Origin of the sequence: Anabaena catenula FACHB-362 (genome assembly GCF_014698735.1) — a bacterium.
Classification (GTDB): domain Bacteria; phylum Cyanobacteriota; class Cyanobacteriia; order Cyanobacteriales; family Nostocaceae; genus Anabaena; species Anabaena variabilis_A.
The window spans coordinates 22,092-46,273 of sequence record NZ_JACJTQ010000019.1 but is presented as its reverse complement, the minus strand read 5'-3'; the positions used below and the strand labels follow the sequence as shown (position 1 = coordinate 46,273).

Sequence of the window (24,182 nt, the reverse complement as noted above, 5' to 3'; positions counted from 1 at the left end):
TACAAGAGGGTTTGACTCCTGAACGGCAGTTGACGGCAGTTGCTACAAGTCGGGAAACTCTAGCCGAACACTGCCTCCTCCTGACTCCTGACTCCTGACTCCTGACTCCTGCTATATAACCTGATCATCATTTAAACTGCATCAGAGCGTTTCCTTCCGCGTCTTTCTGACACTGCGGATCATGCAACTTAAAGATATATGAGCTTAGGCTCAATTCGCCCGTTGAGCAACTCTATATTCTATTTGCTGGAGGGCTGATCGCCATACATCATATCCCTCTGGTGACAAATGCACCCCATCGGTTGTTAACTCTGAAAGTAAGTTGCCCTGAACATCTGTAAACCAATTGTGGATATTTAAATAATTAACACCTTCTTGTTTAGCAATCACACCAATTTGGGCATTGAGGTGGCGAATACGGCTGTTAGGAATTTTCGTCCGGCGAATCGGCAAAATTGATTGGACAATGATTCGACTTTTGGGGTGAGTCTGGCGTAAGCGGCGAATAATCAGGCGTTGATTATGCAAAATTGACAAGTCACTAGCACCCTTGAGTAAATCATTGATGCCCACCATCAGATAAATCACTTCCGGCTTTGTGGCTGAAAAGGCCGCTAATCTTTTGAAAACTCCTATGGAACTATCTCCAGATATGCCTTGATTTAACCACAATTTACCAGAAGGCAGTTTTTCTTTAGGAAACCACAGACTCAAAGAATCACCCACCAAGATACTCAAACGATTTGTACCTTGTCCTTGGGAAATAGCTCTGGCTTCCATAGCTAATAAGTCTTTCCAATCCTCATAACTGAGTTTCTGTTTCTTAGTGGACTTCCAGGAAGACTGTAAATCCTCATCATCCACACGGGTGTAAATTTGACCAGTTCTCAGAGACGCTAATCTCAGGTAGTAAAGTTGATTCCCAGATACGGGACTTTGGTTAGTTGGTTGGGAACTGAAGTTCAGTGATGATTTTATGGGTGTTGGCAAAACGTAGTTCTTGACTTGTGCTAACAAGATGTCAACACTAGGTATTATTTTTTTACCTGGGGTGGGCTGTAAATCCCTAGCGGAAACAGCTTGACTACTGAATTCTGGTAAAGAAATATCAACACTGGGGATAAATTTTTTACCTACTTGTAACTGTGAATCCTGTGGGAAATTCCACAAGAATTCAGTATTTTCTGGCGGGATACTCGACATCTTTGGGAGAGCCGATGCTGGTACTGCCAATCCTGTTAACAAGCTTGCTGCCAACAGATAAGGTTCCGTCATCGTTTTTTTCTTTCCTCGTAAGTACTCACTGCTTTTCCTTATGACAGCCTTCTCTGACTGAATTCAGGAAAATTTTACTTTCCTTACGCTTGTATCAAGATCCCCCGTCAGAATGGTATTTTCGCAAAACCAGTATAAATTATTACTGTAAATATTTTTATAAAAATTTTTGCTATATACAATAACTGCTTTTAACGTGCTAAAATTTATCCGAAGTCATTAATGTTTCCCTGTTCTTCCGTGGCTAGAGCTAGTACAGCAATCGGTGTAAGTCCAATTATCAAAGAGATTGTGCAAAAACAGGCACATTCTACGCGTTTAACCCTGAAAGAAGTGATTCTTATGGGGATGTTAGCAATTGATAAACTTGATGATCAAGGTCGTCAAGAGTTAGCGGATCAAGTCCATCAAATGCAGGTCAATGGTGACATATGAATTTGCCGCACCCAAGTTATTCTCAACGCTAGTTCGGGAATAGCGGCACGATCCTTTGTGCCTGTGATGGTTGATTCATTATCAATGCATTTATTTAGAAATGCCCTGCTTTAGGTAAATGTTGGTAGGTTTGTGTCAGGAAGTCTGGTAGTGTTCCTTGTCGGCTTTATCTCCGTCAAACTCGAAGTATAAATTAAATGTCTATGCTTTTTGGAACTATCTACCTTTACTAAATCCATAGCCACTACCTATTAAATAAACCTCGTTCAATTCGTTCAATTCAAAAGACATCCATTGGCATTGTTGCATCTTGGCAACAAATTCCTTTGTCTTAGAACCTGTAAAGGGATCTGAAACCAGATCCCCTTCATGACTCAGAAACTGAGTAAAAAACTCAGTTAGCCCCTAAGGATAACGTGCTGAATGGAATTTAATTCCCGCTAATTGATAGCGGTGTAAATAAAGACAAAAAAATCAGTATGGGCAATTTTTAGCAAATTCGGCGGAATTGCTCTCTGCTTATCCTTTTGGAATTTCTCCGAAATATCATGTCCACTAGGACATATTTTGGCTTTATAGCCATAGTTGTGTACTTTTTGTATACTCTGGCTATAAAGCTGTAAAATTTTTTGTTATCTGCCTTGGGATGTGATGTTTTAAATTATCACCAAATTATATTTTTTATAATTATTTAGGTTGTGAGTTAGAGAGGTACAAATCTCTATCTTTTTTTATTAAAAATTGTTATTTTAACGCAGAGGAATATAGCAGCGATTGATTTAGGCATAGATAATCTAGCAACCTTAACATCAAACCAGCCGGGATTTTTACCAGTTTTGGTTTCCGGGCGGATTATCAAATCAATTAATCGTTATTACAATCAAAGAAAAGCTAAATTACAATCTTTACTACCAAGTCATCAAAAGATACTATTCCTACTTATGGAAAAGCTGACTCGAAAGAAGTTAAATTTAGTGGTCGAAGAATCAGAACTAAGCTTTATAAAGCTGGTAATAGTAAACTGATTCACGCTGATGTGAATGGTAGTTTGAATATTTTAAGAAAAGTAGTCCCGACAGCTTTTAGCTTAGGGATAGGGGAGCCACTGCGTTGCGGGGGTTCCCCCCGTTGTAGCAAGTGGCGTGGCGTTGTAGTACGCCCTGTCGGAGTTATTCCCGGCCAACAAATAGCATGAGATATTTGTCTATGCTTTTTGGAACTATTACCCATTTCTACCAAAGCAGGTAGATGTCACATTTATGTTTCCAGCTAAAATCCCCAAATGTCACTATTCCCCTCCATTAGGAGAACACTGGGAACAGAAATGAGGGCTGAATTTACAGAACTGTCTACGAGTCAAGGCATAAGTTGTACAATAGGGGAAACTTGTGATTTCTATGTAGGTGGCTTGTAAATTAGAAACCATTGATGATGGCTCAGATAATTTAGTTTTAGGAGCCAAAAACATAGATAGAAGCTTGGGGAAAGCTAAACAAGCTGCCACATTGATGGCTGTAATTAATAATGCATCAACAAAACCCATAGGTAATCACCCCTCGATAATTAAGTGGTAACAATTCATAACTCATAACTCGCAATTAATGTCGGTAAAGAAACTTACAGCACATTGCAGGTAAATTTAGTAGAGAATATAGGCGAAAAGCCCAATATCAAACCTGTGTTACTGCTGAATCATGAAGAAATTCGGCTGGAATTGATTTCTAGAAGTCATGAACGCCAAGCGATGTGATTTTCTCTCTTCTGCATTCATGAATAGGAGAATTGCGAATTACGAATCAGCAATTATTGGGACATTGATTGGCTCTGACAGTAAAATGCATGGAACCGCCTAGAAACCAAATCATTACATTTAATCTATATAAATGCAGTTTAGCATAAATTTATGTAAATATAATCCTTGAAATTGCAGCACTGTCATCCACACAAGATGTGCAACTTTCTAAAATAGAACAAGGTTTTCAGCCTCTTTTGTATAAAATCCTGATCCTCAAAGCCTCTATAATGGTGAGCTTGAAAAAAGTTGCACATGAGGTTATACAGGGTAGACACTGTAAATATTAAATACTGTTAATACAAAGAACAACCAAATTACTTTTCAAACAACCTATTATGACAAACTCCCAACCTGCGTATTCTTCGTTATCTAATCTACCTGAGCGTGAACGTCAGGCATTAAAAAGTTTGGTAGATTATACAAATGTGGAGTCAGTGGCAGAAATTTGGCCTTTAGCTGGCAAGCAATTTGGTAGCACTGTTGCCCTTCATAACCCCCACAGTAAACCAGAAATTAAGATTACCTATAGCCAGTTAGCAAGCCAAATTCAACGATTTGCAGCGGGGTTGCAGGCCTTAGGGGTAAATGTAGGTGAATGCATTTCCCTAATTGCGGACAATAGTCACCGCTGGTTTATTGCCGATCAAGGTATCATGACGGCAGGGGCAGTGAACGCGGTGCGTAGCGCCCAAGCAGAACAAGAAGAATTACTTTTTATCATTGCTAATAGTGGTAGCACTGCGGTTGTACTCGAGGATATCAAGACATTCCAGAAACTAGAGGAACGTCTGAAAGACTTACCCATTAAACTGGTAATCTTACTTTCCGAGGAAGCAGCACCTGCGGCAGAAAATTTTCAAGTGCTGAACTTTTCCCAATTGCTGGAAATTGGTAGCAACCACACTTTAGTCGTCATCAAACAAAGCAGCGACACATTAGCAACGCTAATTTATACTTCTGGTACTACAGGAAAACCCAAGGGTGTAATGCTGTCTCACAAAAACTTGCTACATCAAGTCATAACCTTGGGAACAGTCGTACAACCACAAAAAGGAGATATAGTCCTGAGCATTCTCCCCACATGGCACAGCTACGAACGTAGTGGTGAATATTTTTTACTATCTCAAGGTTGCACACAAATTTACACAAATTTACGTGCTGTTAAAGAAGATTTAAAAAAATTTAAACCCCATTACATGGTTGGTGTACCCAGGCTGTGGGAATCAATTTATGAAGGCGTGCAGAAGCAATTCCGCTCACAACCAGCCAAAAAACAGCAATTAATTAAATTCTTACTGGAAATGAGCCAGAAGTACATCCAAGCGCGGCGAATTGCTCAGGGATTGAGTTTAGATCACATCAATGCGTCAGTCATTGAGCGTTCAGAAGCTAAAATAGCAGAATTGGCTTTGTCACCGTTTCATGCCCTGGGAGAAAAATTAGTTTATGCTAAGGTGCGAGAAGCAACAGGCGGACGCATTAAGCAGGTAATTAGCGGTGGGGGTGCGCTTCCCAGACATATAGATAACTTTTTTGAAATTATTGGGGTAGAGATTTTACAAGGTTATGGTTTGACAGAAACCTCACCGGTAACTAATGCACGTCGTCATTGGCGGAATTTGCGTGGCTCATCTGGACAACCAATTCCTGGCACAGAAGTAAAAATTGTGCATCCTGAGACTCGTCAGCCCCTAACAGTAGGAGAACGAGGTTTAGTGTTGCTCAAAGGGCCACAAATTATGCAAGGCTATTACCAAAACCCAGAAGCGACAAAAAAAGCAATAGACGCGGAAGGTTGGTTTGATAGCGGTGACTTGGGTTGGGTAACTCCCGAAAATGACTTAGTGCTGACTGGTAGAGCCAAGGACACGATTGTATTAACCAATGGCGAAAATATCGAACCGCAGCCAATTGAAGATGCTTGCTTGCGATCGCCCTACATTGATCAAATCATGCTGGTGGGACAAGACCAGCGCAGCACTGGTGCTTTGATTGTTCCCAATATTGAAGCCTTGGAAAAATGGGCAGAAAGTCAAAATCTGAATTTCAGTACCAAGGATGATAATATTACTACCTCAGGCAGTCAAAAAGTTAACATAGAGAGTAAAATAATCCAGGATTTATTTAGGCAAGAGTTGAATCGGGAAGTGCAGAATCGTCCAGGCTATCGAGCCGATGATCGCATTGGACCCTTCAAACTAATTATGGAACCGTTTTCGATGGAAAATGGTCTGATGACACAAACCCTCAAAATTCGACGACACGTTGTCACGGAACGGTATCACGATATTATTGACGGAATGTTTGCCAAATAATTCCACTTGCAAACTAGTAAGAGTGAACGTGAAATTTTTATGGATGTCTCCAACCCGCAATTGCTTTTAAAACGTGGCGTTAATGTGAAAGTTATCGTCACTCCCCTCTGGAAAGAGGAAGTGCAACAGCAGCTACAGGCTCAGATCAATCAACTAGATCAACAACTGCAACAACTAGACGTTGAAGGACAAAGAGCAGTTGCCGCAATTCAAAAGCAGAGTTTACAACCACCAGGCCCCCAGACCCTCCAACAAATTGACAATATCCAACTCCAAGTCAATCAAAAGAAAAGTGAACTGCTAGAGCAGAAAAATCAGTTACTACAAAATCTTCAGCAAGTACAGTTTTTGGAGTTAGATCAGGAAGTCAACCAATTTCAAATGGAAGGCTTTTTCCGGGTAGAACCGGGTGATAACTTAATTAGCAAAATGCAGGTTGAAGTTGTGCTGCGTGATGGCATTGTTGAAGAAATTCGCGGTGATATCTAAGATTTAGTCATTAGACATAGGAGTGAAAAAGATTGTAGAGACGAGAATCCCTATCCAGGTCACGTCTCTACAAGGGTTCTGGATAACGCATATTTAAAGAAAGGTCGATGTCTATTAGTCATGAGCAATGACTAACGACAGGAGTTACTAAATTTATTATGGGCTGGACTTCTAGAAAAACATTGTACCTGGGAGCCAGCCCAGATAATTTCCCAGATGGGGGGTGAACTCACTAAAAGCGATCGCCCAAAGCGGCTCATTTCTATGCGATATCTAATGGCACTCCCAGAATTATCTTTAGCCTGCTTGACTTGTGTAATGGTCACTAAGGCTTGATTAGGTTGAGGATAAGCCACCTCTACTTGACCTATTCTCGCCCCTGATGCCACCTCATCAAGAGCATTCAGAGCTAGAGTTGCAGGATCACTGCCTTGGAGTGCAGAATTGATACTTTCTAAAGGTATGGTTTGATAATGAGAACGCTCAGGGTAAGCCGGGAATTCTGAAGATTGCTTTTCTACAGACAATTTTTGCTGTTGCCCATTGGCAGTTCCAGTAATTAATGCTGGTGGCTGATGCTGGATTACATACACTCCAGCAGCAGTGGCAAAGACGCTGAGTATCAAAATTAAAAACAATTTGAACTTTGCCGACATAATACTATTAAAGGGGAATTTCAAACAGGTTAACGACCAATTTTGAATTCTAGATTTCGCTTTCACCCCTAGCAACTGCTAATAAGCAGCTTTTGTATCTTCCAAGTGGTGAGGAACATAGCTATTACCGCTTTGCGGAATTCGTAATAATGCCTCCGGTCCCGCTAGGGATACGTAATAGTGCTTCCGGTCTCGCTAGGGATACGTAATTCGTAATTACCATTCCGTCAGGGTTTTAGACTTTTCTAATGGGTGGCTTATTTACACCGTACTGTACTATATAGCAATAATTTTAGTTGCTATTGACTAACTATCAATAATTGCTATGTATATAGACATCACCCGACCATTTAGGTTCCAATTGGAGTCGGTGACGCTGGAATCCCTGGGCTTTTAGCCGTGGGTAGTGTCAATTGATTTGTCACCAATCCCCAGACCCGTTTATAACCTAAAATTCTCGTGCCAAGATACAATTCGATCTGGCAACAGCTGTTAAAGTCCATAAAATTATTGATTCTGAAACCACCATTATGAGCATTCATGAAGTATTTATGCCGGCGCTGAGTTCCACCATGACAGAGGGGAAGATTGTCTCTTGGGTAAAATCGCCAGGGGATAAAGTGGAAAAAGGCGAAACAGTGGTGGTTGTGGAGTCCGATAAGGCAGATATGGATGTGGAATCCTTCTATGAGGGATTTCTAGCCCATATTATAGTCCCCGCTGGTGAAAGCGCCCCAGTTGGAGCAGCGATCGCTTACGTAGTAGAAACAGAAGCTGAAATTGAAACAGCAATATCTCAAGCTAATCCAGGAAGCACTGCTGCTGCTCCTGCTACACCCGCTCCCGTACCCGTCGCCGCTGCAACTGTCGCCACACCCGCCGCAGTCTCTCAAAATGGTTCTAACCACCGGGAAGGAAGGCTAGTAGCTTCACCCCGCGCCCGCAAATTGGCAAAAGAACTGAAAGTAGATTTAAATACCCTCAAAGGTAGTGGTCCCTACGGTCGGATTGTCGCTGAAGATGTGGAAACATCTGTTGGTAAAGTTACACCAACTCCGGCTCCTGCTATTACCCCAGTGACACCTGTAGCAGATACAAAACCATCTCCTGCGCCTGTGGTCAACAGTGCTGTTCCTGGTCAGACAGTACCATTAACTACTCTGCAAAATGCAGTGGTACGGAACATGATGACCAGCCTATCTGTACCTACATTCCATGTCGGTTACACAATTACCACTGATGGATTAGACAAACTTTACAAGCAAATTAAATCTAAAGGGGTGACGATGACAGCGCTATTAGCGAAAGCTGTAGCGGTGACATTACAAAAACACCCTTTATTGAATGCCAGTTATTCAGACCAAGGAATTGTCTATCATTCTAGTATCAATATTGCCGTTGCAGTAGCGATGGATGATGGCGGTTTGATTACACCAGTATTACAAAAAGCAGATGCAGTAGATATCTATTCTCTATCTCGCAATTGGAAAACTTTGGTTGATAAGGCTAGAGCTAAACAACTACAACCAGAAGAATACAACAGTGGGACTTTTACCCTGTCTAACCTGGGAATGTTTGGTGTAGATACATTTGACGCAATTTTACCACCTGGACAAGGTTCAATTTTAGCGATCGCCGCCTCTCGTCCACAAGTAGTAGCCACTGCTGATGGTTTATTTGGTGTGCGTCAACAAATGAAAGTTAATATTACCTGTGATCACCGGATAATTTACGGCGCTAATGCAGCAGCATTCCTGAAAGATTTGGCTAATTTGATTGAAACCAATCCTCAATCTTTGACACTTTAAGGAAAAACTTTAGAAACCAATAAATCTTACTTAATTTCAGACTTGGAGTTTTTTAAATTCCAAGTTTTTTTTATAGCAACGGACAGGGCGGTTAGGACACCAACTGATTATAAAACCTAGACACCAAAATACTCTTCAGACTGTCACCTGTCACCTGTCCTCTGTCACCTGCTATATCAGCTATCGCACTGTAGATGTTGACTACTGTCAACTCAAGTTACTCTGAAAAGTAAGTGACAAAAGTTGACAACAAAATAAAACCAAAGACAACATCATGACAGAGCATAGTTTAATTCTAGATTTAACAATCGTTTTAGTAAGTACAGCACTCGGCGGATTTTTAGCACATCGGTTGCATCAACCTGTGATACTTGGTTATTTAGTTAGTGGCTTTGCTATTGGCCCTTTTGGTTTCAAGTTATTAGGCAATGTTTCTGACATTAAATCCTTAGCAGAAATTGGTGTCGCTTTTCTGCTGTTTGCGCTGGGTGTAGAATTTTCCTTAGCAGAATTAAAACGAGTTAAAGAAATTGCCATCAAAGGTAGTTTACTGCAAATTGGATTGACAATTGCCTTAGTAGCAATAGTAACTGTAATTACAGGTTGGGCTGAGGGAATCACACAAGGAATCTTTTTAGGAGCAGTTTTATCTCTTTCTTCCACAGCCATAGTATTAAAAACACTCACAGAGAGAGGTGAAACTAATACAGTGCATGGGCAAATTATGCTGGCAATTTTAATTACCCAAGATTTAGCCTTGGGTGTAATGTTAGCAATACTTCCTGCTTTGAAACAACCAGAAAATATTGCTATAGCACTAGGATTTGCTCTACTCAAAATCGCACTCTTTGTAATAGTCGCAATTATCTTGAGTCGGTGGATAATACCTCATGTTTTAAGTAATATTGCTGCTACCGAAAGTAATGAATTATTTCTGTTAGTTGTAATTGCCTTATGTTTAGGAGTTGCGTTAATAACTGCACATTTGGGTCTTTCAATTGCCATGGGGGCATTTGTTGCTGGTTTAATGATTTCTGAAATTGATTATGCTGATCAGGCATTAGCAAAAATTTTACCGTTGCGAGATACATTTGCAAGTCTGTTTTTTGCATCAATTGGAATGCTAATTGATCCGGCTATCCTTATTAATAATTTTGGGCTAATTTTAGGATTAGTGACTTTAGTAATGCTGGGTAAAGCAGCAATTATTTTAGGAATCGTTTTAAAATTTGGTTACTCTCTAAAAACTGCCGTTATTGCGAGTTTTGGTATCAACCAAATTGGAGAATTTTCTTTTGTATTAGCCTTAGTAGGTTTAGAATTAGGACTGATATCTCAACAAACCTATTCTTTATTATTAGGAACTACAGCAATTACACTTCTACTCACTCCTTTATCCCTCCAAGTTGCACCTTTAATAGCAAATAGTTTAAATCAAACACCTTTATTAACAAAATTATTACAACGCTTTTCCGCGCCAAAATATTTATCTATGCCAGAAATAATAACTGGTCACGTAGTAGTAGCAGGTTATGGTAGAGTGGGACAAGTAATTGTCAACATATTGCAAAGCGAAGGATATCCAGTTTTAGTAATTGAAAACAGCGAAGCATCTGTACAAAGACTGCGAATGCACCAAATACCTTACATTTTTGGAGATGCCGATTCTGAATTAGTATTAGAAAAAGCACATTTAGAAACTGCCAAAGCTTTAGCAATTGCCCTTCCAGATCCTGCCAGCACTCGCTTACTTTTGAAAAATGCTCTGACTATTGCACCTCATTTAGATGTAATTGCTCGCTCACACAATAACAAAGAAATTGACCTCTTAACCCAAATGGGTGCTAAAGAAGTAGTACAACCTGAATTTGAAGCAGCATTAGAGTTAGGAAATCATTTACTAAAAACCTTGGGTGCAGCAGAAAGTTACATCCAAACTGTTATCACCACTATTCGCAAAGATAGATATTTAAGTGTTAGGCCTGAGAAAGAATAGATATCTTTTAAGAATTATCAGCTATAAACTCCCCAATTTTATCTCTATTCTCAGCGTACCTCCGCGCTAACCTCCGCGTACCTCTGCGTTTAAAAATAAAAAAGGTGGGCATTGCCCACCCTACAAATTTAACCTTTTACACAAAGAACTTGTTTAAGAGTTGCCACTATTTCCACCAAATCAGCTTGATTTTCCATTACCTGCTCAATTGGTTTATAAGCACCAGGAATTTCATCAATAACACCTGCATCTTTACGGCATTCTACACCCTGAGTTTGTTCAATTAAATCATCAAGTGTGTAGACGTTCTTTGCCTTACTTCTGGACATTAAACGCCCAGCACCATGAGAACAAGAACAGAAACTATGAGCATTACCTTTACCTTTGACAATGAAAGATTTGGCTCCCATGGAACCAGGAATAATCCCATAATCTTCTGTTTGAGCGCGAACTGCACCTTTACGAGTTACATACACATCTTCGCCAAAATGTAATTCTTTTTCGGCATAGTTGTGATGACAATTTACCTCTAATAAAGGTTTAGTGACTTTCCCTCCTGTCAGATGTTTTTCGACAATTTTTTTAAATCGTGACATCATCACATCACGGTTAAAATGGGCATAATTTTGCGCCCATTGCAAATCTTGCCAATATGCTTGGAATTCTGGTGTACCAACTACAAAGTGAGCTAAATCTGGATCTGGTAATTTGTTACCTGCCATTTTTGCTAATTCTTTGGCGGTATTAATATGGCATTGGGCTAGTTTATTACCAATGTTACGGGAACCAGAATGCAACATCAGCCAAACTTGGTTTTCTGTATCGAGACATATTTCGATAAAGTGATTCCCTCCACCAAGAGAACCCATTTGTTTCATTGCTTTGCTTTCTAAATCTTGCACACCACGATGCAAGTTAGAAAAATCGCGCCAACGTTGCCAGTTAGTTACTGCTTTTTCTACATCTTTGTTTTCATTGAATCCTGTGGGAATTGCAGCTTCAATATCTAGGCGAATTTTCTTGAGTTTGCCTTCTAGTTGTTCACCTGTAAATTGTGTTTTGATGGCACACATTCCGCAGTTATGAACAAATACCCCTGCTTTCAGAGCAAAGTTATGATACTCCGGTACTGTCAGACAATACACATTTTCCGTGTAATTTAGGGGAATGACTGCGACAACTTTGTGATTACATTTGTGTTCTTTGCGACGGTGGTTATGCAGTCCAATTGGTGTCTTAACTTCTGCACCACAGATTTCACAGGTGTAGTAACGATTGGCAATTTCTTGAGACTTTGCCCTCCCTTTTTCACTTGTGTTATATGTGATTAGATATTGCTTACCCCGAATTCCATTATCTGCAACTGCATTTCTAAAATGTTCTGGTTGCTGTTGCATATACTGAAGAATATTTTTAGTGCCACGCTCGGCATAATATTGATATCCTTCTGGAGTTTGTGCTTTTCGCGCAATAGCAGCTTTTCTATTTTCTTCAAATTCGGGAGATTGCCAGTGTTGATTACTTTCTAGTAAAGAACGGTGATAGGCAGAATGCTCATTAGCTCCCATAAATTCAAGATTTTCTGGACGATTATCTGATTCATGGAAATTGCGATGATGAATAACTGTTCTTTGTCCCTCAAATTTGGGAATTTTACCTAGTAAACCAGAACGAGCAATCATCCAATGTGCTTTTTGCCATCTCCCAGAGTATGGTTGAGATATGAGTGTATAACCATCTTTATCAACTTGGGAATAAAAAGGCATTAAGGAAGTACCTGTTTCTAGTAATTGCGCTTCTTGGTAGCTGCCATCTCGAAGCATAAATTGATGATCTGGAGTACAGATAATCTCTTCACTGTTATCTAAAATTACTTTCACCAGAGGAGCATTTTTTCTTGTTAATCGAGCAGTGGCTTTGGCAGCTACAATTTTTCCTGTTGGTGTACAAGCATAAACAATAAATTCTCCATTCTTATCTGCTAATTCTTTGATTGGATAGGATTTTCCATCTATTAAAGGAATTAAAGTTTCTCCCACAAAGCAACCAATATCTACTCCGACAGCAGCAGGAATAATGGCATCTTTGGTGGCAATAACTGAACCAACTAAAGCACCTTTTCCTAAGTGAACATCGGGCATTAAGGCAACGTGTTTAAATACAAATGGCAAGGAGGCAACATTCTTGGCCATTTTGGTTTCATCTGAGCCTAATGAATGATTTGCCCAAGATAAAACGGGTGATGGTGTATTAATTCCTAATTGTTCGTAGGGCATAATTTGAGTTTGGGATTTGAGATTTTGGATTGGGAAAATTCATAGATAGACTATTTGCGGAATTGCTAACACAATAGTGTATATTCTTGGTATAAATTTAGACGTTACATAGAATATTTCCAGATTTATGTAATTTAGTTGTAATACAAAAGTAATATGCTTGTCAAGCGATCGCTCACATTAACAGACACCAGAATGGATAATAATAATTTTCAGGATATTGCTTTCCTAGTGTTTGGCATAGTGGCATGAGTTTAAAGGCAGTTCTGTTCGATTTTAATGGTGTGATTATTAAAGATGAGCCGATTCATCTGAAACTGATAGATGAGATTCTGGTGCAGGAAAATCTCCAACCCCAAAGGGTGCAAGAGCGTCAAGCTTCTCTAGGAAGGAGCTATCGCGCTTGTTTTCAAGACTTGCTGAAAAATCGTGGTAGAGTTGCAACCGAGGAGTATTTGATTCAGTTGCTCAAACGCAAGGCTCAGGCTTATGTGCTGGAACTGGAGAAATTAGAAAAACTGCCTTTGTATCCGGGAATAGATGACTTAATTTTTCAGGTGCGATCGCAAAATATTAAACTAGGGTTAGTTAGTGACGCTCTCCGTCAAGAAATAGAATTTGTACTAGAACGTGGCAAACTGGCTGAATACTTTCAGATTATTGTTACTGGGGATGACACCACCACCACTAAACCCCAACCAGAAGGTTATCTGCTGGCGGTAGAACGCTTTAACCAAAAATTTGTAGAATTAAACTTGCAACCCCAAGAATGTTTAGCGATTGAAGATACTCCAGCGGGTATTCAAGCAGCAAAACGCGCCCAGATGCAAGTAGTTGGTGTAGCCCATACTTACCCTTTTCATATGCTTCAGCGTCAAGCCAACTGGACTGTAGATTATTTAACTGATTTGGAATTGGAACGGGTACAGGAGGTTTATTTGCAAAAAGATGTAAAATCTGCCGTGCCTGAGTGTTAAGATAGAGTACGTCTGTCAGAGCTTGCTACTCTGCACTCACAAGGGGAATTAGCTCAGTTGGTAGAGTGCTGCGATCGCACCGCAGAGGTCAGGGGTTCGAGTCTCCTATTCTCCATTGTACATTTGTCACTTGCCAAATTATTTGACCGCGTTGACAAATGGGTGTCCGTGTTGCCAAATTAGTTGTCTATTTGACTTATTTTTGTCTTTAAACTGGTGTTAACAGATTAATTGTCCTTAAAATAATTGACATATTAAGCGATGAACTAACTAGTCATGAGTAATGAAGCGAATACCTGCCGTAAGTATGTAGAACCAAAATTAAATCAAGCTGGCTGGGATACAGAACCTTATAGCTATTACGAGCAGTATTACTTCACTGATGGTAAAATTAGACCAAAAAATCAGCGTCAACCCCGTGGTAAAAAGAAATTTGCAGATTATTTGCTTTTAAAAGGTGATTTCCCTCTAGCTGTAGTGGAAGCGAAACGGAAACGCAAAACTCCTGATGAGGGATTAGAACAGGCTAGAGAATATGCAAATATTTTAGGGGTAAAGTTTGCTTTCTCAACTAATGGAGAAGGAATTGTTGAGTTTGATTTCATCACAGGTAAACAGTCTGATGTGATGGAGTCGTTTCCTAGTGGTGATGAACTTTGGCGGAGGTTAAAAGGTGAATCACAAGAACAAATTAGAGAAAATATTGCTGAAAAATTATTAACTCCTGCTTATCCAATTCCTGATAAACCTGTACGTTACTATCAACGAAATGCTATTAATGCGGCACTAGCAGCAATTTTTAAAGGTCAAAAACGGTTATTATTAACATTAGCAACTGGAACGGGAAAAACTACCGTTTCTTTTCAAATTGCTTGGAAATTGTCAAGAATTGAATGGAATACTTTGGGATACTTTCGCTCACCAAGAATTTTATTTTTGGCAGACCGGAATATATTGGTAGATGATCCGATGAATAAAGATTTTTCGGCTTTTAATGAGGATAAAATCTACAAAATTCAAGGTGAAGCTAAAAAAGGACGTGATCTTTATTTTGCTATTTATCAAGCAATTAGTGATACTCAAAATCAACCAGGACTTTATAGAGAATATAGTCCTGATTATTTTGATTTGATTATTATTGATGAATGTCATCGAGGTAGCGCCAGAGATGAAAGTAACTGGCGACAAATTTTAGAATATTTTGCACCTGCTTATCAATTGGGATTGACTGCGACACCGTTACGGGATGATAACGTAGATACCTATCGCTATTTTGGTAATCCTCTTTATACTTATTCTCTCAAGCAAGGGATTAATGATGGTTTTTTAGCACCATATCGAGTCTATCGGGTGACTACTCGTTCTGATAAAGAAGGATGGCGGCCTGGTGCTGGAGAAATTGATCGTTATGGGAGAACTATTCCTAATGAAGTTTATCAAACTCCAGATTTTGAGAGGAAATTAGTTAGAGAAGTGCGGACAAAGGCAATTGCTAAACATATTACTGATTTTCTGAAAGATACAGATCGTTATGCCAAAACCATTGTTTTTTGTGTGGATGAACCTCATGTAAAAGCAATGGTGAAAGAGTTACGCAACCTCAATACTGATATTACAAAAACAAATCCTAATTACATATCTCGCATTACTTCTGATGCTGGTGATGTTGGTAAAGGACATCTCGATAAATTTAAAGATGTTTTAGATGAAACTCATATTATTGCGGTTACTTCTAAACTGCTGACTACTGGAGTAGATATTCCCACTTGTAAAAATGTGATTCTTGCCCGTGTTATTCGTTCCATGACAGATTTTAAACAAATCATTGGCCGAGGAACTCGTGTCCGAGAAGAAAAAGGAAAAATGTCTTTTAATGTAGTTGATTATACTAATAGCACTGTACTCTTTGAAGATAAAGATTTTGATGGTGAACCTACTTTAATTAATGAATCACAAATTGATGATGAGGGAAAAATTATCGTAGAGGTAATTCATGAATTGCCTCTACAAGAAGATGTAGGGGTAATTCACAAATTACCCACACCAGATGATGATGACGCACCACCTCATAAATATTATGCTGACGGGGGTAGTGAGGAAATTGTTGAGGAAAAAATTTATGATTTAGATGTAGATAATAAACTGCGTTTGTCTAAATTAATTGACTATACGAGAGAACAAATTAGGATTCTCTATCGTTCTACTATAGAAATACAACAACGCTGGGCTGTTCCTGAAGAACGGGCAGAAATTATTGATTTGTTGGCAGATAAGGGAATTGATTTTGATGAGTTAAAAGAAGTTACAAATCTTTCCGAAGCTGATCCTTTTGATTTATTATGTCATATTGCCTTTGATGCTCCCGTGTTGACTTGCAAACAACGCGCTGAAAGGTTACGTCGTCATAAATCTGACTTTTTTGAACAATATGGGGAGGAAGCAAGGGCTATTTTAAAAATACTTTTGGATAAATATGCTGAAAAGGGGGTTGAGGAGTTTAATATTCCCACGACTTTTAAGGCTAATAGGGAGTTTGATAATTATGGTAATGTAATTGAAATTGCTCAACAGTTTGGGGGTGTTCAGGAGTTGAGGGAAGCGGTAAATAATTTACAAAGTTTATTATATTCGGTGTAGGGGTAATTCATGAATTACCCCTACATGATGATATGTAAATTTGATGGTTATGGAAAATAAAACTAAGCTTTTTTATCGTCGTTCTCTTCGGTTACGTGGATATAATTATTCTCAGGCTGGTGCTTATTTTATTACAATTTGCACAAATAAAAGGAAGTGTTTATTTGGGAATATATTTCAGAATGAAGTCCACCTTAATGAACTAGGAAATATAGTATTAAATGTTTGGGATTCTTTGCCTAACAAATATTCCAATATTGAGTTAGATGAATTTGTAATTATGCCTAATCATCTACATGGAATTATTATAATTACAGACGTAGAGGCAATTCATGAATTGCCTCTACAGGAATCAATTAATGTAGGGAAAATTCAGGAATTGTCCCTACGGGAACGCCGGAATATGCTTTTACCTAAAGTTATTGGTTATTTCAAGATGAATTCGGCGAAAATTATTAATCAGAAAATTTCATCTTCAGGTACATCACTTTGGCAACGAAACTATTATGAGCATATTATTCGTAATGAATCTGAATTAGATAGAATCAGGGAATATATTGTTAATAATCCAATAAAATGGACACTGGATTATGATAATCCTGATAGTAAACCTGATAAAGAAGAACTCCAATTTTGGCGTGATTTCGGTCGTAAGGATTTGTAGAGACAATTCATGAATTGTCTTTACAATTAACAAGATTTAGGGCAATTCGTGAATTGCCCCTACAATAGAGGGATAAATGCCAAAACGCACTACCAAACAAAACGATAAACCCGTCACCACCGCCCAAAAATTAGGCAGCGTGGTAAAATCAGCCCGTGATATCATGCGGACAGATAAAGGATTAAATGGGGAATTAGATCGACTTCCGCAGTTGACTTGGATTATGTTCTTGAAATTGTTGGATGATTCCGAGAAACTGCATGAAGCGGAAGCAGAATTAGAAGGAATTGATTATAAATCAACCATTAAACCGCCTTATCGCTGGCGTGATTGGGCTGCTAATGAAAATTTTACAGGAGACAGATTAAAAAGTTTCATTAATAATGATGAAGCAGTTTTACCAGATGGTAACAAAGACGCAGGGTTATTGGCTTATTTGCGGAATCTCAAAAGCAAAACTGGTAATAACCGCGCTGATGTTATCGCTAAGGTTTTCAAAGATGTGAATAACCGCATGATTAGCGGGACTTTGCTATGGGATGTTCTGAATAAGGTAAATGAAATTCACTTTGATAAATCGGAAGAAGTGAACCTCCTCAGCACGTTGTATGAGTCCATGCTAAAGGAAATGCGGGACGCTGCGGGAGATTCAGGAGAATTTTATACTCCTCGTCCGGTAGTGCGGTTTATGGTGCAGGTAATGAACCCACAATTAGGAGAAACGATTTTTGATCCTGCTTGCGGAACAGGTGGTTTTTTGGTTGAGGCTTATGAATACCTGAAACAGAATTGTAGCGCCCAAGATTGGCAGATATTACACAAAAGTCTGATTGGTGCTGAGGCGAAATCTTTGCCTTTAATGTTAGCACACATGAGTTTACTATTACATGGATTTGAATATCCCGATATTGATGATGGTAATAGTTTACGGTTTACTCTGTCAGAAATGGGTGAAAAAGATTGGGTTGATGTCATTCTCACTAACCCACCCTTTGGAGGTGAGGAAGAAGACAGAATTAAAAACAACTTTCCCAAAGATAGACAAACTAAAGAAACGGCGTTGTTATTCCTTCAGTTAATTATGCGTCGTCTTCGACAAAGACCAAAACCCCGCGTAGGGGTAATTCCTAATGGGGTAATTCATGAATTACCCCTACAAACTGGACGCGCTGCGGTTGTATTTCCTAATGGGGTGCTGTTTGGGGATAATATGTGCGCCAAAATTAAGGAAGATTTGCTGAAAGATTTTAATTTGCATACTATTGTCCGTCTTCCTAATGGGGTGTTTGCACCATATACCAGCATTCCTACAAATTTGTTATTTTTTGACAGTTCTGGACAAACAGATGAAATTTGGTATTATGAAATTCCGTTACCAGAAGGACGAAAAACTTATACTAAAACTAAACCAATACAGGATGAAGATTTTGCTGAATGTGTAGCATGGTGGCAGAATCGAGAAGAAAATCAAAATGCTTGGAAGTATAATTTTAGGGAAGTTTATCATCAAGCTAGAGCAGATGCACAACCTTTTTGGGATGCTGGTAATCAAGCAGAAGAAACTGCTAATAATCTGGCTAAAAATGTCAAAGAATTAATTGAAAAAATTAAAAATTTAGAAAATTCAATTTTGGATTTTTCTCCACCGAAAGAAGTTACTAAAATTAAACAGCAGATTCAAGAAATTAAGTATGAGGTAAAACAGGTTCAAACTGAAGAACAAAATCAGCGTGAAATTGCTAAGGATGAAAAAGCGAAAGGTGATGCTATTTACTGGGTAATTTATAATCTTGATTGCAAAAATCCCAATAATCAGACGGATTTTGAACATTTACCGCCTGAGCAACTGGTAAATGATATTTTAGAGAAAGATCGGCGAGTTGCTGAAATTATGTCTGAGATTAAAGCAATTTTGGGGTAGGGGTATTTCATGAATTATCCGGTGTAGGGGCAATTCATGAATTGCCCCTACAATAATTTAGTTAAAGTATTATTATGAACCAAGTCTAGTTTATGTTAAAGCTTCCATTTAAACAAACGTCAGCAGAATTAATGGTTCGGGCTGCTTCAACTATAATTTTTAATACACTTAACAAAACTGGCTGTTCAATTGTATCTTTGTTAGAACTTGCCGAAAATCCACAATACGGTTTTACTGCTAGTGCATCACTTGAAGAAGTAGGAGTAAAATTTGTTCGTATTACTGATTTAAAAGATGGAGGAATCAGTTGGGATACTGTACCATATTGCAAATGTGATGAACCAGAAAAGTATCTAATTTACCCTAATGATATTTTGTTTGCAAGAACAGGTGCGACAACTGGAAAAACGCATCTTGTTAAAGAAGCGCCTCACGCCGTTTTTGCATCCTATTTGATACGAATTCGCCCAAAACCACTGGTAGAACCTGAGTATCTTTATTCATTTTTTCAATCTGACTCTTACTGGACACAGATTTTAGAGGAAAAGGAAGGTTCGGCACAGCCTAACGTCAATGGACAAAAATTGATGAATATTTTAGTGCCAATGATTGATAGTAAAATTCAGGTTGGTATAAGTAAGTTTCTAGAGGTTGTGAGAAAACGACAAGACGGTAGTTTTGAAGAACTACCAGAACTCCCACCACCACTAGAGGAACAACGGCGGATAGTGGCGCGGGTTGAGGAATTGGTGGGGAAAATTGAGGAAGTGCGATCGCTTCGTCAAAAAGCACTTGAAGAAACAGAAGCTTTAGTAAACTCATCTGCTGCAAAAGTTTTTGCTGAACTTGATACTGCTGATTTTTATCAAATTGATGATATTTCTGAAGTCAAAGGTGGTATTCAAAAAAGTAGTGCTAGAACACCGGGTGCAAACCCACGACGATATATTACAGTAGCGCACGTTCAGCGTAATTCGATAGATACTGCTGATCCACGTTACTTTGAAGTTTCAGATGAAGAGCTTTATCGCTGGAGGCTTATAGCAGGTGATGTTCTCGTTATAGAGGGTAACGGTAGTCCTGATCACATTGGTAGAGCGGCTTTATTTAGAGGTGAAATTGAAAATTGTGTTCATCAAAATCATGTTATTCGTATTCGCCCTAATACAGTGTACATAACACCGGAATATCTCAATACTTACCTTAATAGTCCTATTGGCAAAGACCAAATGCTTGAACTAAGCAGAACAACAAGTGGATTATTTACTCTAAGTGTTGGTCGCATTAAAAGTATTAAAATTCCAGTTCCACCCCTCCCCGAACAACGCCGCATCGTTGCTTACCTCGATGAACTCCAAACCAAAATAGACACAATAAAACAATTCAGAAAAGAAGCAATAAAAGAACTTGATGCCCTTTTACCTTCCATACTCGATAAAGCATTTAAGGGCGAATTGTAAACCAAATCCGTAGGGCGTAAAATATCGGTTTAGTAAAATGCGATATCTACGATGAGCTACGCTAACGCTTTCCAAATCCTCAATTTTTTTTCTGACATTCTACCATCTCCCCAAACCCCACAACATCGGAACTGTAAACCTAGCCCGACAGTTAGGACACTCAGACAGCAGCCTTTACCCTCTCGGTAGACAAGGAGTGTCCTAAAAAGTAGTAGAGTGAAAAATGCATCTAGTAGCGTTAGCATCTTGACAAAATCACCTGTGCGAAAAATAGTTATAGCCGGCAACTGGAAAATGTTCAAAACCCGGTCAGAGTCCGAAGACTTTTTACGCGGATTTCTGCCCCACTTGGAGGAAACACCCTCGGAACGAGAAGTGGTACTGTGTCCTCCCTTCACTGACTTAAGCGTCATGTCCAAATATTTGCACGGTAGCCTGATCCAACTGGGCGCGCAAAACGTCCATTGGGAAGAAAATGGAGCCTACACGGGTGAAATTGCCGCTCCCATGCTCACAGAAATTGGTGTGCGCTATGTCATCGTTGGTCATAGCGAAAGACGGCAATATTTTGGCGAAACGGACGCAACCGTTAACCTACGCCTCAAAGCCGCCCAAAAGCATGGACTTATCCCCATTCTCTGTGTTGGTGAAACTAAACAACAACGGGACGCAGGGGAAACCGAAAAACTGATTACCACTCAGTTAGAAAAAGACCTAGTGGACGTTGATCAAAATAATTTGGTCATTGCTTATGAACCAATTTGGGCTATAGGAACAGGTGACACCTGTGAAAGCAAAGAAGCGAATCGGGTAATTGGCTTAATTCGCTCTCAGTTGACAAATCCTAATGTCTCCATTCAATACGGCGGTTCAGTCAAGCCGAATAATATTGATGAGATCATGGCTCAACCAGAAATTGACGGCGCTCTCGTGGGAGGTGCAAGTCTAGAAGCTGATAGTTTTGCCAGAATTGTCAATTATCAGTAGAACGCCATTTACAACTTTTTAACAAATCAATTTAGTTCGTTAAAACGGACTTTGGCTATTAGCCTCGGAATTCATTCCGAGGCGGGATTGTAACTTATGTCAAACCAATTAATGATTCGAGAACGCTGTTTTATCTGGGGACAGCGAACTTATCTCATGGGCATTTTAAATGTCACCCCTGACAGCTTTAGTGATGGTGGTCAATTTAACACAGTTTCCGCCGCTCTAGCCCAGGCGCAAGCAATGGTAGCCGCTGGTGCTGACATTATTGATATCGGTGGTCAATCAACTCGACCAGGTGCAGAACAAATCACCCTCACAGAAGAACTTGATCGGGTGCTGTCGGTTTTGCAAGTAATTCGACCAGAGATTGCAATTCCTATATCAGTAGATACAACTAGAGCCGATGTAGCTGAGGCTGCTGTATTATCTGGAGCTGATATCGTCAATGATATTTCTGGCGGTACATTTGACCCAAAAATGTTGTCAACAGTAGCTAATTTAGATGTACCAATTATGTTAATGCACATCCGGGGAACTCCCCAGACGATGCAACAACAAACTGATTATCAGGATTTGATAGGGGATATTTATAGCTTTTTATCTCAGCAAATAAATGCCGCAATTGCTGCGGGGATTCAACACGAAAAAATCATTATTGATCCGGGGATTGGCTTTGCTAAAAACTATGAGCAAAATTTAGAAATTTTTCGCCGCTTGCAAACCTTAAAAGCACTTAACTGTCCAATACTGGTAGGAGCTTCTCGTAAAAGTTTTATCGGTAAAATTTTAAACCAACCAGATCCCCAAGCCAGAGTTTGGGGAACAGCAGCGGCTTGTAGTGCGGCCATTTTTAATGGTGCTGATATCCTCCGAGTTCACGATGTCTCAGAAATGCGTGAAGTTGCCCTAGTTGCTGATGCTATCTACCGACATTAAACTCCACCCAACTATTAATTAGCACCATTACCGTTCCCAGCAGTTTTGCCATGTTCTTCGTGAGTTACTGACTCAGCAATCAACTCCTGAAACATATCTGTGGAGTTAGCTGGATCTACAAAAACAATTTTGGCGTTATTACTGGCACTAAGCTTTTGGCTGGCTTGTACGTAATCTTGAGCGACAAGATACCGAAGAATTTCCTTAGTTTCAGGATGAGAACGTAAGACTTCACCAATAATTTCCATAGAAGTCCTGGTTCCTTCAGCTTTTTTAATCGCTGCTTGTCGTTCCCCTTCTGCTTCGGAAATCAAGGCATTTTTCTTAATTTCTGCTGCTTGTTGCTCTTGCATTGAGTTTCTTACACTTTCCGGCGGTGTAATTCTCTGAATATCTAACCGGATAATTTGGACTCCCCAATCGTTTGTAATTGGATTTAACTGGTCTAATATGGTTCTGTCCATGTCGGCTCTGGACATATTGGTAGCGTCTAAGGTGTTTTGGGCAATAACTTCCCGTAGTGTAGTTGTAGTTAAGTTTGACAATGCTTGTTGAAGATCATCAATTGCATAAAAGCTTTTTTCAATATTTGTGATGCGCCAATACACAACAGCATCTACTTCTAGGTAAATACCATCTTTAGTAATTACATTCTGAGGCTTGATGTCTAAAACTTGCTCCCGTGTTGTATCTTCCATGACAATTTGATCAAGGAAGGGAACAATAAAGTTGAGTCCAGGTTTAAGTTTGCGATGATACCGCCCTAAGCGTTCCACAAGGGCTTCATTCCCTTGATTAATCATTTTTGCAGATCCCAAGGCATAACCTATAAGCGCTAAAACTATAGCAATAATTGGCTCCATATATGCTCCTATTCAGCGTTGGGCAAAATTAATTGTTGAGGTTATGCTAACAGCGTATATTAACTGTAAGTAAAATGGTTTGAAAGCGTAATTTTTTAACAAGCAGGATCAGCAAAAGGTCATACTATAAGCGATCGCTATTAAAGCACTTTACTCACCAGCTGGCAATATACCAGTTCTCAATTGCATCCCATACATCCGTGACCTAACCCCCTTCCCTTGTCGAGTAGTTATATCATGTCTGGTTGAATACTTATCATTTAGACTGACGCTGAGACAGGGAAACGTGGGGACGGGGAGAATTTTTTTGATAAGTGATTAGGCGGACATGATATTATCGTGTAAACACAAGGACACCTGATCTCTTAATTTGCAAACTAGATGTGTAACAGTTTACTCAACATGGCTTAATCGTTTGATTATATAAGTAATAGTGATTATATTAAGTAATAGGGGTTTAGCAGTGCTAAACCCCCTGCAAATCTGGTTTTTTCGCAATCTTATATATAAAAGTTCAAATCTCAGCCATTTTGAGTATATCTTACACCCACCTGACTTGAAAATAAGACCCCCCTCCTAACCCCTCAAGCGAGGAGGCGAATAAGAAGTTTTTTTTCATGTGTTCTGGTGTACGCAGTTCATGATGGCTACTTAAATCTCCGTTACAAAACTTAATTATAAACTACGTT

Annotated in this window: 19 protein-coding genes and 1 tRNA gene; 15 read left to right on the top strand and 5 right to left on the bottom strand. The window is 39.3% G+C overall.

Going from position 1 to position 24,182, the window contains the following annotated elements; translation table 11 throughout:
• Window positions 1–210: 210 nt before the first annotated feature.
• Entirely contained in the window at window positions 211–1,275 is a 1,065-nt protein-coding gene (locus H6G68_RS13835; protein ID WP_190907167.1) for an SGNH/GDSL hydrolase family protein, read from the bottom strand.
• Between the two features lie 222 nt (window positions 1,276–1,497).
• Between H6G68_RS13835 and H6G68_RS13830 the strand changes: the two genes are divergently transcribed.
• Both H6G68_RS13830 and H6G68_RS27205 read left to right on the top strand, forming a co-directional pair.
• Window positions 1,498–1,710, top strand: coding sequence for a hypothetical protein (locus H6G68_RS13830; protein ID WP_071188057.1), 213 nt, complete (start codon window positions 1,498–1,500; stop codon window positions 1,708–1,710).
• Between the two features lie 740 nt (window positions 1,711–2,450).
• Window positions 2,451–2,735 (top strand): transposase, encoded by a 285-nt coding sequence (locus H6G68_RS27205; protein WP_339327863.1) that lies wholly within the window; start codon window positions 2,451–2,453, stop codon window positions 2,733–2,735.
• A 263-nt stretch (window positions 2,736–2,998) separates the two neighbouring features.
• On the opposite strand, the gene H6G68_RS13820 is transcribed toward H6G68_RS27205, so the two are convergent.
• Complete coding sequence (locus H6G68_RS13820) at window positions 2,999–3,253, bottom strand: hypothetical protein (protein WP_190907166.1); 255 nt, start codon at window positions 3,251–3,253, stop codon at window positions 2,999–3,001.
• A gap of 84 nt (window positions 3,254–3,337) precedes the next feature.
• On the opposite strand from H6G68_RS13820, the gene H6G68_RS27620 reads away from it, so the two are divergent.
• From H6G68_RS27620 to H6G68_RS13810, 3 genes are all read left to right on the top strand, one after another.
• Window positions 3,338–3,460 (top strand): hypothetical protein, encoded by a 123-nt coding sequence (locus tag H6G68_RS27620; protein ID WP_277925529.1) that lies wholly within the window; start codon window positions 3,338–3,340, stop codon window positions 3,458–3,460.
• Between the two features lie 380 nt (window positions 3,461–3,840).
• On the top strand, window positions 3,841–5,820 hold the full coding sequence (locus H6G68_RS13815) for an AMP-dependent synthetase/ligase (protein ID WP_190907165.1): 1,980 nt from the start codon (window positions 3,841–3,843) through the stop codon (window positions 5,818–5,820).
• Window positions 5,821–5,859: 39 nt separating this feature from the next.
• Window positions 5,860–6,309, top strand: a complete 450-nt coding sequence (locus H6G68_RS13810; protein WP_127054890.1) for a YlqD family protein — start codon at window positions 5,860–5,862, stop codon at window positions 6,307–6,309.
• 131 nt (window positions 6,310–6,440) lie between these two features.
• Here H6G68_RS13810 and H6G68_RS13805 read toward each other — a convergent pair whose 3' ends face one another.
• A complete protein-coding gene (locus tag H6G68_RS13805; RefSeq protein ID WP_190907164.1) occupies window positions 6,441–6,965 on the bottom strand; it encodes a hypothetical protein in 525 nt (174 codons plus the stop codon).
• Between the two features lie 530 nt (window positions 6,966–7,495).
• Between H6G68_RS13805 and H6G68_RS13800 the strand changes: the two genes are divergently transcribed.
• Together H6G68_RS13800 and H6G68_RS13795 are read left to right on the top strand one after the other, a co-directional pair.
• A complete protein-coding gene (locus H6G68_RS13800) occupies window positions 7,496–8,773 on the top strand; it encodes a dihydrolipoamide acetyltransferase family protein (RefSeq protein WP_190907163.1) in 1,278 nt (425 codons plus the stop codon).
• Window positions 8,774–9,044: 271 nt separating this feature from the next.
• Window positions 9,045–10,769: a cation:proton antiporter domain-containing protein gene (locus tag H6G68_RS13795; RefSeq protein ID WP_190907217.1), complete on the top strand. Its 1,725-nt coding sequence runs from the start codon at window positions 9,045–9,047 to the stop codon at window positions 10,767–10,769.
• Between the two features lie 128 nt (window positions 10,770–10,897).
• Here H6G68_RS13795 and H6G68_RS13790 read toward each other — a convergent pair whose 3' ends face one another.
• On the bottom strand, window positions 10,898–13,045 hold the full coding sequence (locus tag H6G68_RS13790) for an intein-containing RctB family protein (protein WP_190907162.1): 2,148 nt from the start codon (window positions 13,043–13,045) through the stop codon (window positions 10,898–10,900).
• 248 nt (window positions 13,046–13,293) lie between these two features.
• Between H6G68_RS13790 and H6G68_RS13785 the strand changes: the two genes are divergently transcribed.
• From H6G68_RS13785 to folP, 8 genes are all read left to right on the top strand, one after another.
• Window positions 13,294–14,022, top strand: a complete 729-nt coding sequence (locus H6G68_RS13785) for an HAD family hydrolase (protein WP_190907161.1) — start codon at window positions 13,294–13,296, stop codon at window positions 14,020–14,022.
• 42 nt (window positions 14,023–14,064) lie between these two features.
• A tRNA-Ala gene (locus tag H6G68_RS13780) sits at window positions 14,065–14,137 on the top strand.
• A 161-nt stretch (window positions 14,138–14,298) separates the two neighbouring features.
• Window positions 14,299–16,659 carry an EcoAI/FtnUII family type I restriction enzme subunit R gene (gene hsdR / locus H6G68_RS13775; protein ID WP_190907160.1) on the top strand — a complete coding sequence of 787 codons (2,361 nt, stop codon included), beginning with the start codon at window positions 14,299–14,301 and terminating at the stop codon, window positions 16,657–16,659.
• 49 nt (window positions 16,660–16,708) lie between these two features.
• Complete coding sequence (locus H6G68_RS13770; protein ID WP_190907159.1) at window positions 16,709–17,323, top strand: transposase; 615 nt, start codon at window positions 16,709–16,711, stop codon at window positions 17,321–17,323.
• 76 nt (window positions 17,324–17,399) lie between these two features.
• Entirely contained in the window at window positions 17,400–19,244 is a 1,845-nt protein-coding gene (locus tag H6G68_RS13765; protein ID WP_190907158.1) for a class I SAM-dependent DNA methyltransferase, read from the top strand.
• A gap of 92 nt (window positions 19,245–19,336) precedes the next feature.
• Window positions 19,337–20,704 carry a restriction endonuclease subunit S gene (locus tag H6G68_RS13760; RefSeq protein WP_190907157.1) on the top strand — a complete coding sequence of 456 codons (1,368 nt, stop codon included), beginning with the start codon at window positions 19,337–19,339 and terminating at the stop codon, window positions 20,702–20,704.
• A gap of 261 nt (window positions 20,705–20,965) precedes the next feature.
• Window positions 20,966–21,691: a triose-phosphate isomerase gene (gene tpiA / locus H6G68_RS13755; RefSeq protein WP_190907216.1), complete on the top strand. Its 726-nt coding sequence runs from the start codon at window positions 20,966–20,968 to the stop codon at window positions 21,689–21,691.
• 96 nt (window positions 21,692–21,787) lie between these two features.
• Window positions 21,788–22,630 (top strand): dihydropteroate synthase, encoded by an 843-nt coding sequence (gene folP / locus H6G68_RS13750; RefSeq protein ID WP_190907156.1) that lies wholly within the window; start codon window positions 21,788–21,790, stop codon window positions 22,628–22,630.
• A gap of 14 nt (window positions 22,631–22,644) precedes the next feature.
• Here the strand turns inward: folP and H6G68_RS13745 are convergent, their stop codons facing one another.
• A complete protein-coding gene (locus H6G68_RS13745; protein WP_190907155.1) occupies window positions 22,645–23,493 on the bottom strand; it encodes an SPFH domain-containing protein in 849 nt (282 codons plus the stop codon).
• Window positions 23,494–24,182: the final 689 nt, after the last annotated feature.

What these genes read in the sequence shown, in the direction of transcription:
- H6G68_RS13835 (WP_190907167.1), bottom strand. Translation starts at nt 1,275, where the DNA reads ATGACGGAACCTTATCTGTTGGCAGCAAGCTTGTTAACAGGATTGGCA.
- H6G68_RS13830 (WP_071188057.1), top strand. Translation starts at nt 1,498, where the DNA reads ATGTTTCCCTGTTCTTCCGTGGCTAGAGCTAGTACAGCAATCGGTGTA.
- H6G68_RS13820 (WP_190907166.1), bottom strand. Translation starts at nt 3,253, where the DNA reads ATGGGTTTTGTTGATGCATTATTAATTACAGCCATCAATGTGGCAGCT.
- H6G68_RS13815 (WP_190907165.1), top strand. Translation starts at nt 3,841, where the DNA reads ATGACAAACTCCCAACCTGCGTATTCTTCGTTATCTAATCTACCTGAG.
- H6G68_RS13810 (WP_127054890.1), top strand. Translation starts at nt 5,860, where the DNA reads ATGGATGTCTCCAACCCGCAATTGCTTTTAAAACGTGGCGTTAATGTG.
- H6G68_RS13805 (WP_190907164.1), bottom strand. Translation starts at nt 6,965, where the DNA reads ATGTCGGCAAAGTTCAAATTGTTTTTAATTTTGATACTCAGCGTCTTT.
- H6G68_RS13800 (WP_190907163.1), top strand. Translation starts at nt 7,496, where the DNA reads ATGAGCATTCATGAAGTATTTATGCCGGCGCTGAGTTCCACCATGACA.
- H6G68_RS13790 (WP_190907162.1), bottom strand. Translation starts at nt 13,045, where the DNA reads ATGCCCTACGAACAATTAGGAATTAATACACCATCACCCGTTTTATCT.
- H6G68_RS13785 (WP_190907161.1), top strand. Translation starts at nt 13,294, where the DNA reads ATGAGTTTAAAGGCAGTTCTGTTCGATTTTAATGGTGTGATTATTAAA.
- hsdR (WP_190907160.1), top strand. Translation starts at nt 14,299, where the DNA reads ATGAGTAATGAAGCGAATACCTGCCGTAAGTATGTAGAACCAAAATTA.
- H6G68_RS13770 (WP_190907159.1), top strand. Translation starts at nt 16,709, where the DNA reads ATGGAAAATAAAACTAAGCTTTTTTATCGTCGTTCTCTTCGGTTACGT.
- H6G68_RS13765 (WP_190907158.1), top strand. Translation starts at nt 17,400, where the DNA reads ATGCCAAAACGCACTACCAAACAAAACGATAAACCCGTCACCACCGCC.
- H6G68_RS13760 (WP_190907157.1), top strand. Translation starts at nt 19,337, where the DNA reads ATGTTAAAGCTTCCATTTAAACAAACGTCAGCAGAATTAATGGTTCGG.
- folP (WP_190907156.1), top strand. Translation starts at nt 21,788, where the DNA reads ATGTCAAACCAATTAATGATTCGAGAACGCTGTTTTATCTGGGGACAG.
- H6G68_RS13745 (WP_190907155.1), bottom strand. Translation starts at nt 23,493, where the DNA reads ATGGAGCCAATTATTGCTATAGTTTTAGCGCTTATAGGTTATGCCTTG.